The sequence below is a fragment of the Caldicellulosiruptor kronotskyensis 2002 genome, assembly GCF_000166775.1.
In the GTDB taxonomy this organism is placed as follows: domain Bacteria; phylum Bacillota; class Thermoanaerobacteria; order Caldicellulosiruptorales; family Caldicellulosiruptoraceae; genus Caldicellulosiruptor; species Caldicellulosiruptor kronotskyensis.
The window spans coordinates 1309950-1324950 of the sequence record NC_014720.1 but is presented as its reverse complement, the minus strand read 5'-3'; the positions used below and the strand labels follow the sequence as shown (position 1 = coordinate 1324950).

The 15001-nt window shown below is 33.9% G+C and carries 16 protein-coding genes and 1 tRNA gene; 9 read left to right on the top strand and 8 right to left on the bottom strand.

Annotation, left to right across the window (positions count from 1 at the left end):
* Window positions 1-4: 4 nt before the first annotated feature.
* Window positions 5-1252, bottom strand: a complete 1248-nt coding sequence (locus CALKRO_RS05840) for a CapA family protein (protein WP_013430133.1) — start codon at window positions 1250-1252, stop codon at window positions 5-7.
* Window positions 1249-2187, bottom strand: a complete 939-nt coding sequence (locus CALKRO_RS05835; protein ID WP_013430132.1) for an RluA family pseudouridine synthase — start codon at window positions 2185-2187, stop codon at window positions 1249-1251. Before CALKRO_RS05835 ends, CALKRO_RS05840 begins: the two co-directional genes overlap by 4 nt.
* A 78-nt stretch (window positions 2188-2265) precedes the next feature.
* Between CALKRO_RS05835 and CALKRO_RS05830 the strand changes: the two genes are divergently transcribed.
* Both CALKRO_RS05830 and CALKRO_RS05825 read left to right on the top strand, forming a co-directional pair.
* Window positions 2266-3390 (top strand): glycosyltransferase family 4 protein, encoded by a 1125-nt coding sequence (locus CALKRO_RS05830; protein WP_013430131.1) that lies wholly within the window; start codon window positions 2266-2268, stop codon window positions 3388-3390.
* A gap of 40 nt (window positions 3391-3430) precedes the next feature.
* A tRNA-Pro gene (locus CALKRO_RS05825) sits at window positions 3431-3509 on the top strand.
* Window positions 3510-3525: 16 nt separating this feature from the next.
* Here the strand turns inward: CALKRO_RS05825 and CALKRO_RS05820 are convergent.
* Complete coding sequence (locus CALKRO_RS05820) at window positions 3526-4686, bottom strand: D-alanyl-D-alanine carboxypeptidase family protein (protein WP_013430130.1); 1161 nt, start codon at window positions 4684-4686, stop codon at window positions 3526-3528.
* Between the two features lie 156 nt (window positions 4687-4842).
* On the opposite strand from CALKRO_RS05820, the gene sleB reads away from it, so the two are divergent.
* Entirely contained in the window at window positions 4843-5520 is a 678-nt protein-coding gene (gene sleB, locus CALKRO_RS05815; RefSeq protein WP_013430129.1) for a spore cortex-lytic enzyme, read from the top strand.
* Between the two features lie 22 nt (window positions 5521-5542).
* Window positions 5543-5848 carry a hypothetical protein gene (locus CALKRO_RS05810; protein WP_013430128.1) on the top strand — a complete coding sequence of 102 codons (306 nt, stop codon included), beginning with the start codon at window positions 5543-5545 and terminating at the stop codon, window positions 5846-5848.
* Between the two features lie 14 nt (window positions 5849-5862).
* Here the strand turns inward: CALKRO_RS05810 and CALKRO_RS05805 are convergent, their stop codons facing one another.
* The 4 genes from CALKRO_RS05805 to CALKRO_RS05795 all read right to left on the bottom strand — a co-directional run bounded on the left by CALKRO_RS05805 (window position 5863) and on the right by CALKRO_RS05795 (window position 8634).
* Window positions 5863-6306: a Fur family transcriptional regulator gene (locus tag CALKRO_RS05805; RefSeq protein ID WP_013430127.1), complete on the bottom strand. Its 444-nt coding sequence runs from the start codon at window positions 6304-6306 to the stop codon at window positions 5863-5865.
* Window positions 6307-6390: 84 nt separating this feature from the next.
* The gene (locus CALKRO_RS13605; RefSeq protein ID WP_158304416.1) at window positions 6391-6537 is read right to left on the bottom strand and encodes a hypothetical protein; all 147 of its coding nucleotides are present in this window, start codon (window positions 6535-6537) and stop codon (window positions 6391-6393) included.
* A 34-nt stretch (window positions 6538-6571) separates the two neighbouring features.
* On the bottom strand, window positions 6572-8395 hold the full coding sequence (gene feoB / locus CALKRO_RS05800) for a ferrous iron transport protein B (protein WP_013430126.1): 1824 nt from the start codon (window positions 8393-8395) through the stop codon (window positions 6572-6574).
* 17 nt (window positions 8396-8412) lie between these two features.
* A complete protein-coding gene (locus CALKRO_RS05795) occupies window positions 8413-8634 on the bottom strand; it encodes a FeoA family protein (RefSeq protein ID WP_013430125.1) in 222 nt (73 codons plus the stop codon).
* 358 nt (window positions 8635-8992) lie between these two features.
* On the opposite strand from CALKRO_RS05795, the gene CALKRO_RS05790 reads away from it, so the two are divergent.
* From CALKRO_RS05790 to CALKRO_RS13830, 5 genes are all read left to right on the top strand, one after another.
* Entirely contained in the window at window positions 8993-9505 is a 513-nt protein-coding gene (locus tag CALKRO_RS05790; RefSeq protein WP_013430124.1) for a flavin reductase family protein, read from the top strand.
* 3 nt (window positions 9506-9508) lie between these two features.
* Window positions 9509-10009 carry a Csac_0668 family 2Fe-2S cluster-binding (seleno)protein gene (locus tag CALKRO_RS05785; RefSeq protein ID WP_013430123.1) on the top strand — a complete coding sequence of 167 codons (501 nt, stop codon included), beginning with the start codon at window positions 9509-9511 and terminating at the stop codon, window positions 10007-10009.
* A 139-nt stretch (window positions 10010-10148) separates the two neighbouring features.
* Entirely contained in the window at window positions 10149-11864 is a 1716-nt protein-coding gene (locus CALKRO_RS05780; protein WP_013430122.1) for a hypothetical protein, read from the top strand.
* Between the two features lie 40 nt (window positions 11865-11904).
* Complete coding sequence (locus CALKRO_RS05775) at window positions 11905-12480, top strand: nitroreductase family protein (protein WP_013430121.1); 576 nt, start codon at window positions 11905-11907, stop codon at window positions 12478-12480.
* A 191-nt stretch (window positions 12481-12671) separates the two neighbouring features.
* Entirely contained in the window at window positions 12672-12974 is a 303-nt protein-coding gene (locus tag CALKRO_RS13830) for a glycosyl hydrolase family 28-related protein (RefSeq protein ID WP_049775612.1), read from the top strand.
* A gap of 439 nt (window positions 12975-13413) precedes the next feature.
* Here the strand turns inward: CALKRO_RS13830 and CALKRO_RS05765 are convergent, their stop codons facing one another.
* A complete protein-coding gene (locus CALKRO_RS05765; RefSeq protein ID WP_013430120.1) occupies window positions 13414-14772 on the bottom strand; it encodes a glycosyl hydrolase in 1359 nt (452 codons plus the stop codon).
* Between the last annotated feature and the right edge of the window lie 229 nt (window positions 14773-15001).

The window sequence follows — 15001 nt, the reverse complement described above, 5'->3', positions numbered from 1 at the left end:
TTGTTCATTGCACATTTTTAAGCCATTTCTCAACATCTTCAAGCAGTTTTTTGGCATAATTAATGTAGGATGTCTTTACATCAGTTCTATTTAAAATGTCTTTTGCTTTAAGAACAACAAAATCATAGTAACTTGCATTTCTTCTTGTCTTTCTAAAGATATATATTGGTTCAACTGATATCTTTTTAGTGATCTTATTCTCTTTTTTAACAAGATCAAGTCTCACTGTCAAACCAAACCTATTGTATGGAAAAATAACTGTCTGGTCACACAGGAAATTACCAAGCGAATAAAATACTATCCCCTCTTTTATATTGCCTGACTCATCCTCAATTTTAATCTTTTCAAACGGCTGAATTGTATGAGTATGAGTACCAATTACAATATCAACACCATTCTTTATAAGCTCTTTTGCAAACTCTTTCTGCTCAAAACTAACTGAGTTTGAATTTTCAACTCCCCAGTTTGTATATGCTATTATAATGTCACAATTGAGTCCTTTCAAGTACTCAATCTCATTTTGTATCTCATCCTTGTCAAGAAGACTAACAAAATCTTTATAAGTAGAACTTACTCCCAAATAGACTGATGAAAGATCTTTTGTGAATGCAGCAACACCAATTCTTATGTTATTTATATCTAAAACTTTTGAAGTATGTTCTTCTTGAGAGAACTTAACGCCTACTGTTTCAATCTTTACCTCTTTCAAATTATTTATTGTTTTCTTCAAACCTTCCACCTTTCCATCAAATATATGCGATGATGAAAGTACCGCAAGATTAAATCCAGCTGACTTGAGCACATCTAAAACCTCTTTTGGAGCGTTGTATTTCCCATATGTTGAAACAGGAATATTGTCAGTAATTGTGCTGTCAAACTTGAAAATACTAAGGTCCGAATAAGTGATATCTTTAACGTTTTCCAAGATGTCCCCGAATACATAATTCTGAGATTGCCTGTCATAATAAGATTTTAAAAGATAGCCGTTGAAAAACACATCTCCTGCCATAAATAAACTTGCCTTGTATTCTTTTGGCTGGGACTTAAGCTTAACAGACAAAGAATTGTTTTTAGCAGAAGTATTCTTATTCTGCTGTGTCTTTTGCAAAGTCTTTTGCTGAGGTTTTTGGTAAACCTCAGCTGAGACAGGAATGTATTTTTTGATGTACATGTTTTCATAGTAAAAAAGAGCATTTATCCCTATCAAAAGTATTATGATAAACGACCCCAATGCATATAAAAGCTTTCTCATATCTCCAGCCCTCTTTCTTTATATACGTTTATTGAAGAAAAACCTTCGATATCAACCGGGAATTCTACTGTCTCTTTTACTATCTTTTGACCATCCAAATACCTTAAAATACCTTTCTTCCCAATCTCAAATTTAAGATAATAAGCACACAAGGCCTGCATATCTGCCTTGTACTTTTTATTTAGCTTCCAATCACCATACTTGCTGTCACCCAAGATGCAAAGCCCAATGTGCGCAAGCTGCGCTCTGATTTGATGGGTTTTACCTGTCTTGATTTCAACATCTACAAGCTGCAAGTCATCTTTTTGTCTTACAATCTTATATGCTGTCACCACTTCTGAATAGCCATCTTGTGGAAAGTCAGAAATATATACTTTGCTCTTTTTTGAATCTTTTTTAAGATAGTGAACAAGCACTCCACTTTCTGGCAAATCAGCTTTTTTAGTTATACATAAATACTTCTTTATAATTGCCCTTCTACTCATATATTTTAACATCTCGCTTAAAACTTGTCTATTTTTTGCAATGATCATAAGTCCTGCTGTATTCCTGTCAAGCCTGTGACAAAGCTGAGGAAGCTCTTCTTTATTGGAATAATTATCTTCTATCCAGCTGACAACAGAGTACTCATTGTTCGAATCTGGATGTGATGGAATTCCGTATGGTTTGTCAATTACAACAATGTTGTCATCCTCGTACACTTTAAGAATCTCCTCTTTTTTGTGCTCCAAAAATCTATCTTCTATCTCAAAACTCACTGTATCTCCAAACCTCAAAACCTGTCCTTTTTGAGCAGGAAGAAAACTTACAATAATTTCTCCTCTCCTGAGCATTTTAAAAATTACACTCATTGGAATTGTAGGATATTTCTTTTTTATGGCTTTTTCCACTTTTACCCCTGCCAGCTCTTTATCAACAACAAAATTCACCGTCACTTCTTGATCACTCCCTTTTAACACATGAGAATACTAATATCATATAATAAAATTGACCTAATTGAAAATGAAAAAATCATGAAAATTGGTATTGATGGTAGAGCTGCTAAATGGTATAGAGGTTCCGGTATTGGCACATACACCTATCAGCTTTTAAATTATATCAAAAAACTCGACAAAGAAAATGAATATTTAATAATTTGGCCTGATAGCTGCGAAACAGAATTTGTACTTGCACAGAATATAAACATCAACCTTCTTCCTCAGCAGATAGATAAGTTCTGGGAAGAAATTATGATAAAAGAGATTATACTTCAAAATGATATTGATATATATCATGTCCCTCAAAATGGCATTGGGCTTCCTCTGTCTAAAAAGTGCAGTTACATTATTACTCTGCATGACATAATTCCTTTCAGGCTTCCTGAAACAGTTGGACCGGGCTATTTGAGAATATTTAGAGATGTCGTCCCAAAAATTATAAAAATAACCGACTGCATCATCACTGTATCTGAGTTTTCCAAAAAAGATATTTGCGAATACTTCGACATCCATCCATCAAAAGTATTTGTAACATATTTAGCAGCAGAAGACATATACAAGCCATTACCAGAAGATGAAGTCAAAAACTTTCTTTCGCAAAAATTTAACATTGATTTTCCATACATCCTTTATGTAGGTGGTTTTTCGCCGAGGAAAAATCTTAAAAGATTGGTCAAAGCTTATTCCTTAATAAGAGAAAAAATCGAGCACATCCATCTTGTTATACCGGGGAAGTTCAGCAGAAGTTATGAGGAAATAAAAAATCTGGTTGAAAATCTTAAGCTCACTTCCCACGTACATTTTCTTTCTTATGTGGATGTAGAATTTATGCCATATATATACAACGGTGCTTTGCTTTTTGTATATCCATCACTGTACGAAGGGTTTGGTCTTCCACCACTTGAGGCAATGGCTTGCAAAGTCCCGACTATAGTAAGCAACACAACTTGTCTACCTGAAGTTTTAAAGGATGCTGCTCTGTATGTTGACCCTTATTCCGAAGAAGACATTGCTCAAAAAATACTGCTTGTATTAGAAAATGTAGAGCTGCGAAATCAGCTTGCTCAAAAGGGTTATTTTCTTTCAAAAAGTTATAGCTGGGAAAAAACAGTTATGAATACTTTGAAAATTTACCAGCAAATTTTTTCCTTGAAATATTAAAAAAATTAGAATATAATTGATGATGTAAATAACAAGAGGTCGGGGCGTAGCTCAGTTTGGTTAGAGCGCTAGCTTGGGGTGCTAGAGGTTCGCTGGTTCAAGTCCAGTCGCCCCGACCATTTTATTTTTTCAAGATCAGCTTTCAAGCCTAAAAAGCATGCGGAAAATATCAAAAAGATTTCTCTTTTGGACATCCTTCTTAGCAATTAAGTCATACACGCCCAGCAATTTCCCTTCTTGCCATAGTTCTAATTTTCCAATCTTCTGTCCAGTTTTCACAGGTGCTGATATTTGCTGAGGCAATGCCACTTTTGACTCAACTGTACTTTCATCACCTTTTTTAACAATAAGCTTGACATCTGTGCTCAAAACTGCTTCTACTTCTTTCTCAATTCCATTTTTCACCTTTACCTTCCCAAAACAATATCCTTTAGAATAAGGGCTGTACATTGAAAAATTTGCAAAACCCCAATCCAAAAGCTTTGTGGCCTCATTAAACCTTGTTTTGCTGTCTGGTGCTCCCATTATAACCGCAATTAAATGAAGGCCATTTCTCAAAGCTGATGCTGATACACAAAACTTAGCTTTGTCGGTAGAACCTGTTTTGACACCTGTACATCCTCTATAAAACCTTACAAGCTTGTTTGTATTTGTAAGGCCAAACTTGCCTTCCCTTATGGTATCTACCCATGTTGTAAGGTATTTTCTGATGATCTTGTGTTTTAAAAGCTCTCTTGACATTATTGCAACATCATATGCGCTGGTATAATGATTCTCAGCATCAAGGCCGTATGGATTTACAAAGTTTGTGTCGAGCATTCCAAATTCTTTTGCTTTTTTGTTCATCATATAAACAAATTCTTGGACGCTTCCTGCAATGTGCTCTGCAAGTGCAACGCATGCATCATTTGCCGAGGCAATTGCAATTGATTTTAAAAGCTCTTCAACTGTCATCTCTTCATTTTCTTTAAGATAAACTTGAGACCCTCCAAGACTTGATGCGTTTTGACTTGCGACAACTTTGTCAGAAAGTTTTATCTTACCTTTTTCTATTGCTTCACATATCAAAATCATAGTCATTATCTTGGTGATCGACGCTGGAGGAAGTTTTTCATGTGAGTTCTTTTCGTAAAGAATCTTTCCTGTGTCAAAGTCAACAAGTATTGCTGATTTTGCTGAAATTTCTAAGGACGGTGTTTGGGTTTGAAGGGACTCGCCAAATACCTTCTTACAACCAATATGTGAATTTCCAAAGAGTAGGAAAATCAAAATTAAAATTGCTATTGCCTTTCTCACCTTGCCATCACCCCAATTCTTTAATTCTCCTACTTTTAAATTATCTGCACATTCAGCTTAGGTTATTCATTATACATATTCTCAAAAATTTAGATGCATAATACTATTTGTAAAATCTTTTTGCAGAGTGAATTAAACTGCATGGGGTGATGATAAATGAGGTTTATAAAAGCATTAATACTACTAATACTTTTGAGTTTGAGCGTATATACTATAGCAAACTATCAACACCTTAAATTCAAATATGCTCTTTCTCCTATTATTCTTTCATACTATGGCTCTACAGGACCAGAAGTTATTGAAATCCAAAAAAGACTTAAGCAGTGGGGATATTACGATGGGCCAATTGACGGTATTTATGGATATAAAACATATATGGCAGTAAGATATTTTCAAGCAAAAAACGGCCTTAAAGTAGATGGAATTGCAGGAAGCGAAACTCTCAGGGCACTTGGAATTGTCACAACAACACGTTCATCGTACAGCTCAGACCTCAACCTTCTTGCTCATCTTATCAGCGCAGAAGCGCGGGGAGAACCTTATGTCGGACAAGTTGCAGTAGGAGCAGTGGTGCTAAATAGAGTAAGACATCCAAGCTTTCCAAATTCAATAGCAGGTGTAATCTATCAACCAGGGGCTTTTGAGTCTGTAGCAAACGGCCAGATAAACCTTTCGCCGACAGTATCAGCAATAAATGCTGCAAGGGATGCACTAAATGGCTGGGACCCAACAGGTGGCGCAATTTACTTTTTCAACCCTGCAAAAACTACAAATAAATGGATTTGGAGCAGACCAATTGTAGCTGTCATAGGCAATCATGTATTCGCAAGGTAAAGGAAGGTGAATCAATTACAAGATGCAACTGCCTTTTAAATTTTACCCACAACAGCCTGTAGCAGGTGATAAATTGATAATAACTTATAATAATGGTATTTTACTGGACGGTCTTGAGAAAGATATTTATCTTAAATTTGGGTTTGGAAATGAATTTGTTGAAGGGAAAACTTACGAAATTAAAATGGTAAAGAAAAATGGCGAATATATAGCAGTATTACCTTTGATTAAAAGTGGTTTTTTATTTATTGCATTCAAAGACAAGTTTGAAAATTTCGATGATAATAATGGTAATTTTTATAAGATAAGTATAAAAACAAAGGAATGAGAAGAAGTATCTTCTCATTCCTTTTTGCAGTCTTTACATATACCATAGAACTTAACTATGTGATTAACAACTTTAAAGCCTCTTTCTTTTTCTATTTGTTCTTCTAAACTTTCAAGCAAATCATCTTCTGCTTCTTCCACTTTACCACATTTTATACATATCAAGTGATGATGATTGTGAGAATCTTCGTTATTTGAAAGTTCAAAACGTGAACACCCATCGTCAAGGTCAATCTTGTTAAGAACTTTTAAATCATTCAAAAGCATTATTGTCCTGTATACTGTTGCAAGTCCAATCTCTGGCATCTTCTCTTTTACTATCTTGTAAATCTCTTCAATACTCAAATGTTTGTCTTGATTGTCAAGAATTGAATCTAATATTATTCTTCTTTGGGTTGTGAGTTTATAACCTTTTTGCTTAAGCTGATCTTTTATTTCTTCCAACTGATCTTTTTTCATTCTGAATATCACTGCTCCGCAACATCAATTTATAATTTGTAATTTATTTATGATATACATTTTATTCTCTCAAAAGCTTAGATGTCAAGACTTCATTGAACAGTTCTTTTTGCAGCTTCTGCAATTTCCTGAACACTTAAACGCTTCAAACAAAGATGCGTTACACCGCGGACATTTTCTGTTTGAAATATCCACCTCATAACCGCACACAGGACATTTTACTTTCATCACAAAAACACTCTCCCTTTTGTTTTGGACTGAATCTTTAAAGTACTATATGTGCAAGAACCCCTCCCACTAAAATCGCAATCACAGCGGATGAAATCCATACAAAAACTGAATATTTAAGCCCGTTTTCTTTTGTCATCATAGCAAAAGAAGTAATACAAGGGACAAACAATGTTGTTGTTACAAGCGCAACAAACATCTGACCTTTTGTAGTTGGAATTGTCACAAGTCCTGCAGCTCCATAGTCACGTCTTATTATGCTCAGGATAAACACCTCGGTTATCTCCTTTGGCAGCTTTAAGAATCCTGTAACAACCGGCTGTGCAAAATTTTCTATAGCATGAAGAAGGTTTGTTGCATCCAAAAATCCAAGCACAAGCGTTGCTGCAACAAAGATCGGAAAAGCCTCTACCAAAAATCCTTTTGATTTATAATAGGTCTTTTTCAAAACATTAGAAGGCTGAGGAATTCTCAAAGTTGGGAGATCTATAAAAAGCGATGTTGATTCACCCTTTATAATTTTGTTTAATATTCTGCCCACAAGTCCAAAAATAAATCCAATTATCAAAATATAAGCAACAAGATACCAAAAGCCAAGTCTTGAAATAAGCCCACTGATTATCCCAAGCTGAGCAGAGCATGGTATTGTGAGTCCCAGCAAAAACATAGTAATGATCCTTTCTCTTTTTGACCCTAATATTCTTGTTGTCATTGTTGCCATTGTAACACAGCCAAATCCCAAAATTATAGGAATTATCGCCCTTCCATTTAAACCTATTTTATTGAACACTCTGTCAACAAGCGCTGCAATTCTGGGAAGATAACCGCTGTCTTCTAATATACTCATAAAAAGGTAGAAAGCTATAACAAGGGGAAATAGCAATCCCAAAAAGATGATTGGAAACATAGAAAGTATTCCATAATTGCCAACAATAATCTTTTCTAAAAATGTATTTGAAACAAACTTTTCTATAATACCTTTTACATAGCTAAGATAATATTCTCCCATTACTGTATTCATAGTAAAGTCAACCAGTTTTTGTGCAACAAGTACTCCCATAAAATAATACATAATATACAAAGTGGCAAATAAAATAGGAATTCCCGTGACTGGATTTATAAGAATTCGACTTAGTTTGTTTTTAAACTCAAGGTTTTTGGTATCAAACTTGACAGTTTTATTGAATATCTCATCCACATAGGTGCGCCTCAAAGCGTATATCTTTTCTTGAAGTTCAGATACTGATGAACTGAATACATTTTCAGCTTCGGCAAGGCTTTCCCAAGAAAATTTCTTTCCTTCAGATTCTAAAATCTTTTCTAAATTAGGTGTGATTTTGCCCTTTTTAAAAAGATTTTTGTCTATGGCTTCTCTCAACTTGTCAATACCAATTCCTTTGCTTGCAGATGTTACTATCACTTCAACACCAAGGCTTTCTTTTAGTTTGTCTATGTCAATTGTGATATTGTTTTTCTCAACCTCATCAACCATGTTAAGCACAACTATGACTTCTTTTTGGTAATCAATAAGCTGCTGTGTTAAGAATAAATCTCTGTCAAGATGAACACTGTCAACCACATTTATAACCTTTTGAGTATTCAGCACAATATCACGCGTTACAATTTCTTCATCATTGAAAGAAGAAATTCCATAAACGCCTGGTGTGTCGACAATAACATAATCCTTGTAAAATCCATAATTAACATCTACAGTTGTGCCAGGATAGTTTGAAACTTCTACATATCTTCCTGTCAATCTATTGAAAATAACTGACTTTCCAACATTAGGATTTCCAACAAGTGCTATTACCTCTTTGTCATCTGGAATATTTAGCATCTCTTGAACACAGTGACAGTTCAAATGTATCAAGCCCCTTTCTACTTTTGAGTCTCAACTTCAATTTGCTTAGCAAGACCGTTTCCTATTGCAATCTCTTGGTGATTTTTCCTGAGAATAATAGGACCATTATTTATTTTAGCTACACATTTTACTTTGCTTCCTTCATTTATACCAAATCTCAAAGCATACACACGTGCGGTTTTGCTTTTTATGCTCTTTATTATAACTTCCTTGTCTTTTGAAATCATATCCAGCGTCAAAGCTGATCACCTCTCATGATATTCAACATAGTACTCTTTGTTTTTTGAAAACAATTTGTAATTGATATTTTGTGTTAATTGAAAATCATTTTCAATTATATAATAACAGATTTTTCTTTCTTGGTCAAGAAGAATATTTGAAACTGCATCTCTTTCATTAATCACTATTGTACTTTTATTCTTTTATCATTACAAAATATTTAATACATTTAATAAAGAAGATAGTTATAATTCATATATTTACCGAATTTTGAGGGCGATATGCTTTGAAAACTAAAATTCATTGTAGTATATTTAAGTTTTAGAGGACAATCCAAAACTCCTAAGAATTTCAAAATTTCTATCGAGGTGATTTTTCATGGCACACAAAATGGTCAAAATTGAAGACCTCAATTTTAATCCCTTTACTCTAATTGGAAAAGAGTGGATGCTCATTACAGCAGGGAACATCAAATCATTTAACACAATGACTGCAAGCTGGGGAAGCCTTGGCTATATTTGGGAAAAGCCTGTTGCCTTTTGTGTAATAAGACCCCAGAGGTTTACAAGAAAGTTTGTTGAAGAAAATGAATTCTTTACACTTTCGTTTTTTGATAAGGAGTATAGATCAGCTCTTGAAATTTGTGGGAAATATTCTGGCAAAGATGTTAATAAGGTTGAGATGGCAAAGCTCACCCCTAAAGAAGATGAAGAGTTCAAAACAGTGTTTTTTGACGAGGCTAACCTTGTTTTGGTTTGCAAAAAGATTTATTTTCAAGACATAATCCCTGAGAATTTCCTTGATAAAAGCATTGACAACTATTACCCTGCAAAAGATTATCATAGAATGTTTATTGGAGAGATTGTAAAAGTTCTAAAGAAGGAGAGATAGAAAGTGAATTGCTGTACAAATTTAAGTTGCTCATGCTGCGAAAGCACCTCTATCGAACATTTTTCTCAAGTTTGTCCTATTTGTAAGCACCAGGGAATGCTTGTCAAGAACTTTACTGTAAAGCATATAGTTTTAGATGAGTATTTGTCCCAAGTAGGAAACGAAGATTATTTTTTGTGCACAAACCCAGAGTGTGATGTAGGATATTATAAAGGCGAAAATGTTTTTTACAAATATCAGTTAAAGGTACCAATCTGGCTTAAAAAAGATGCAAATCCCAAGTATGTATGCTATTGTGGCAAGGTTACAGAAGAAGATATTATGGATGCTGTTTTGAAAAAAGGTGCAGAAACTTTCAGTGAAGTATGTAAAATCACTGGTGCAATGAAAGATTGCAAATGTGAGATAAACAATCCTACTGGAAAGTGTTGTGTAGATATTGTAAAAGAGGCATTTGAAAAAGCTATGATAATTGGAAAAGAAACTAAGGACTGCCTGAGCTGATGCTATCGGCAGTCCATTATTTCTATTGAAAAAGTAATTGTCTTTTATTTTAACTAAAAAAGATTGTAATGAAAATTTTAAGTAGTATAATATTCCTTGTAATCGATTTACTCAAATTCTGAAAGGAAGGTTTTTGCAAATGGCATACAAAAACTTTAAACTGGCAATATACTGCCCTGCTGGATTTTTAAAAAATGTGGAACTTGAAACACTTGAAAAAGATTTAGATTTTTTCAAAAGACACTTAGACATCTCAAAGGTATATCTTGAGACACACAGAGGTGCAGATACCATTCCAAGAGAGAATATGCTTAAAATTAAAGAGTTTTTTGAGAGGGAAAATATCAAAACTTCTGGTGGTATTACTGCAACTGTGATATTTGAAAATGAAGAGCTTGATTATTATAGAATCTTTAATACTTTCTGTTACACAAATCAAAAACACTTAGACAAGTTAAAAGAGATTGTTCAATATACAGCTTCTTTGTTTGATGAGATCATTTTAGATGACTTTTTCTTCACTGCCTGCACATGCCCATCTTGCATTAAAGCAAAAGGAAATCTTAGCTGGAGCGAATTTAGATTAAATTTAATGACAGAGGTTTCAAGAGAGTATGTAATAAAGGCTGCAAAAAGTGTTAAGCCAGATGTAAAATTAATAATCAAATATCCAAATTGGATAGAGTCTTATCAAGAAACAGGTTACAACCCTCAAACTCAGGTAGAGATTTTTGATTATACTTATACAGGTACAGAAACCCGCGACCCTGCTTATACACAACAGCATCTTCCAAGGTATGCAAGCTATTCACTTTTGCGATGGTTTGAAAATCTAAAGCCAGGCAAAAACCTTGGTGGCTGGTTTGATGCTTTAGACTGCCTATACAACATTGGTAGCTATCTTGAACAAGCAAATTTAACTGTATTTGCAAAAGCAAAAGAAATTACCTTGTTTGACTTTTCACGCCTGAGAAACTCTGTATTTGTCCCAGCACTTGGGCTGCAGCTGCGTCATCTTGATGAGATTTGTAAATACATTGAAAATCCTATAGGAATTCCTGTTTACCATCCATTTAATTCATACGGTGAAGACCACATTTATGACTACTTAGGAATGGTTGGAATACCATTTGAACTTACACCCCATTTTTCTGAAAACAGTGATATTGTTTTTATCACAGCTGACTGTACAAATGACAAAGGTATCATTAAGAAGCTTAAAAATCATCTCTTAGCTGGGAAAGGCATAATAATGACCTCCGGTTTTTTAAAATCCATGCAGGGAAAAGGAATTGAAGATTTGACCTCTGTAAGAGTAACAGACAAAAAGGTTTTTACAAACTTATTTGCTATCAAAACAGAAGTCTGTTCATTTTCAAAGTATGTATATGGTAAAAAAGAAATACTAATTCCTGTCTTAGAGCACAGGACAAATGCGTCATGGCAAGAGATTGTCGCAATCTCAGGTGAAAACAACTTTCCTATTCTGATGAAAGACTCTTATGGCAAAGGGACTATTTACACGTTGACTGTACCCGAAAACTATTCTGACATTTACAATTACCCACCTGAAGTCTTGACAGAAGTTCGAAAGGTATTTATGAAAAATTTTGATTTTTACATTGAAGCCGAGGGAAAGATAGCCATTTTTGCATATAGCAATGACACCTTTATAATAGAGTCTTTCTTGCCTTATAGATGTAAAGTAAATGTGCACCTTAAGATAAAAGACAAAAAACTTATGGATGCTTTGAGAAATTTTGAGTTCAAACCTTCTTTGGTATCACAAAATGAGAATATATACGAAATCAACTTAGAACCAACAAGTTTTAGAGTTTTGAAATTAGAAAACTAAATCTTCTTGAAATTTCTTGCGAAAGGAGAGTGTTTGTAAAATGAGCAGTATGTTTGAGAATGAAGTAATAAAAGCAATTAAAGAACGTCGAAGTGTAAGAGAGTTTTTATCAAACCAGGTCGAAGAGGAAAAAATAAAAGCTCTTCTTGAAGCTGCAATCTTTGCTCCATCTGCTGTAAATGGTCAGCCATGGTTTTTTACAGTGGTTCAAAACCTTGATATTTTAAACAAAATGAATCAAGAAATAAGAAATGTTATGCTTCAGTCTTCTGATGAAAACTTAAAGAAATTCGCATTAAAAGAAGATTTTAACGTTTTCCACAATGCCCCAATGGCTATAATTGTTTCAGGAAAAGAAAATAGTCAATCTGCCCAGATTGACTGTGCAGCTGCAACCCAAAACATCCTTCTTGCTGCAAAATCTCTCGGTTTGGCAACGTGCTGGATAGGATTTGTCGGGATACTTTTTTCAAGTCCAAAAGCACAAGATTATATAAAACTTCTGAAAATCCCTGAGGGATACAAACCTTTATGGGCAATTGCTTTAGGATACACTGAAAATTATCCTCAAACAGTACCTGAAAGAAACTGGAATGTAGTTGAGTGGATAAAGTAACTTTTTTTCTCAAACACTATAGGGATTGTAAGGAGGGCTTTATGCCCTTCTTTATCGTTTGTTACAATATGTTTAATCACTGTTATTTACAACCATCAAAGTCTAACATTTTCTCAAAATTATTGAGAGGATTTTAGTGATTTTTTAGGTTATTTTAAATGTATAAAACTAAAGTAATAGGAGGTACACTCTTGAGAATAATTGTAACTGACTTTGGAGCAAAAGGAGATGGAGTGAGTTTTTGTACAGAGGCAATACAAAAGGCCATTGACACCTGTTTTGAAAATGGTGGTGGAGTTGTAGTTATACCTGCTGGAATTTATTTGAGTCGCCCTATAAGGTTAAAATCTAATGTAACCCTATATTTGGAAGAAGGTGCTGTAATCAAAGCAACCAACAATATTGAAGATTACTACCAAATTGGTTATTACCACAACGAATTACTTCCCCTGAAGAAGGTAATTTTATTGAAGATATCTCTATTTCCAATATAAAAGCTTATTCGGAAAATGGAATTTTAATCTATGGCAAAGATAATAATATCCGAAATATTTCACTTAAAAGTATTGATATATACCTTAGATTTGGCAAAAACAGACCACTTTTTGGCAAAAGAATTGACATTCTCCCAAACAAATGCCCACCTTTCCCTGATTACATGAATAAAATTCCATGGATTTTTGCAAAAGATGTTTTGAATCTTAAACTTCAAGATATAAACTATGGATACAATTTACAAAACTTAAAAACTGATTTTGACATAGAAGGAATTTTTCAAAATGTAAATAACTTTTCTTTTCTGGTATTAGAAAAGTAGCTACTTAAAGTCAAAAGTTTAAAATCCCAGTTATAACAAAATTTCAAGGCTGCCCGTTCACTCCAGAACATATGAAATGACCTCTTTCAAATGGCAGTCTTGATTTTTAATTTTTTTCATCTTCTAAATAAGTCGAATTTATCCAGTGTTATAACATAAGGATGATTATAAACCTTTCTCAGATGTTCAAACGAATTAATTTTGCCATCAGTTGCAAATCCGCCCCACCAAGGCATAAACCAAAGCCAATAAGTTTTTGTGTTTTGCAAAACATCTGGGTCAGGAATTGGTCCGTTTTCTGTCAAAGCTATGGGTTTTTTAGCTTCTGTTAGCTCAAAGACATAATCATACCAAAATGAAAGAGGACCATAGTTTTGGGCCGGGGCATAAAAGTCAACCCCTGCAACATCATAGTAGTCTTTTTCTATTCTCCAATCAGGATGTGGTGCATTCCAAACCCATATGAGATTGTTTAATTTAAAGTGATTAGTAAATATATCATACAAAAGATAGTAAAGCTTTTTGTAAGCATCACACCCTTTTGCTCCCCACCAAAACCATCTGCCATCAGCCTCATGTAATGGTCTGAAAATAACTGGAACATCTGCATCTGCCATGATTCTCATCCACTTGCCAATTTCATATATATCCTCCATCAGCATTTTGTTTTCTTCAGTATTAGGGCAAAGAGCAACCTCAATATCAAAATCGGTGTTTTTTGTATAAAAAGTCTTATCGTTGCCTCCTATTGGAGAGAACCAATGCCAGCAAAATGTAACAATTCCTCCTAAATCCTTGTGCCATTTAATTGATTCTTCAACAGAGCCTTTATTTAAAATTACTTCAAACATTGCATCGTAGGTCATATTATTAGTAATGGTTTGTCTTGTATAACTTAGAAAATCAAAACCACGAAGAGCTGGTTTTTTGCCTGTTTGATATTCTAAATATGCAATTTCTGGTCCTGGTGCTGTGTTTGTGTGCTGGCCTGCAATAATTGCCTTGCTATAAATCTTTGAAAAATATTCCATCAATTTTTTGCATTTATCAGAGGCATTTTTGTTTGAAAGATCAAATGAAGGAGCACTGTAATTTTGCAACTTATCTTCTTCAAGTTCAATTGCATATATGTGAGCTACTCCCCAGCCACCATAAATTTTGATTTTTTTCTGACCTTTTTCCAAGAAGGCCCTCCCAATCTTCATTTTTGAAACTTCACCCGATTCAGAATGCAATCTAATATCGCCATGACACAATCCATCTATATCTACGAGATAGACAGCTTTTGTGTACTTTTCTATTTTATAATTCAAATATAGATTGTAATAACCACTTTTTTCTATTTCTATGCAAAACTCAATTTCAAATCTGTCTGATTCAGGCAAAGCACTATAAATATCTTCCCCGCTAATATGTTCTTTAATAATTTTTACTCCATTTAACATTGCTTCTTTTATAGATTTGCTTATCTTCATAGCTATCTCATCATCCTTTCACAAAGACTCTCTTTGCAGTTTTTTTATCTTTTATTTCGTCAGCAGTATATCAAATACATTATAAATTAGCATGCAGAAATTTTAAAAAATATCTTAATATTCTTTTTTAAAACATGTCACAAATCCTGTTTTTAAATTGTTTATAATATTAGAAAACAAAAAAACAAAGGGGGTTTTGAGTCGCTGGACTTCGAGCAGATTTACTCTA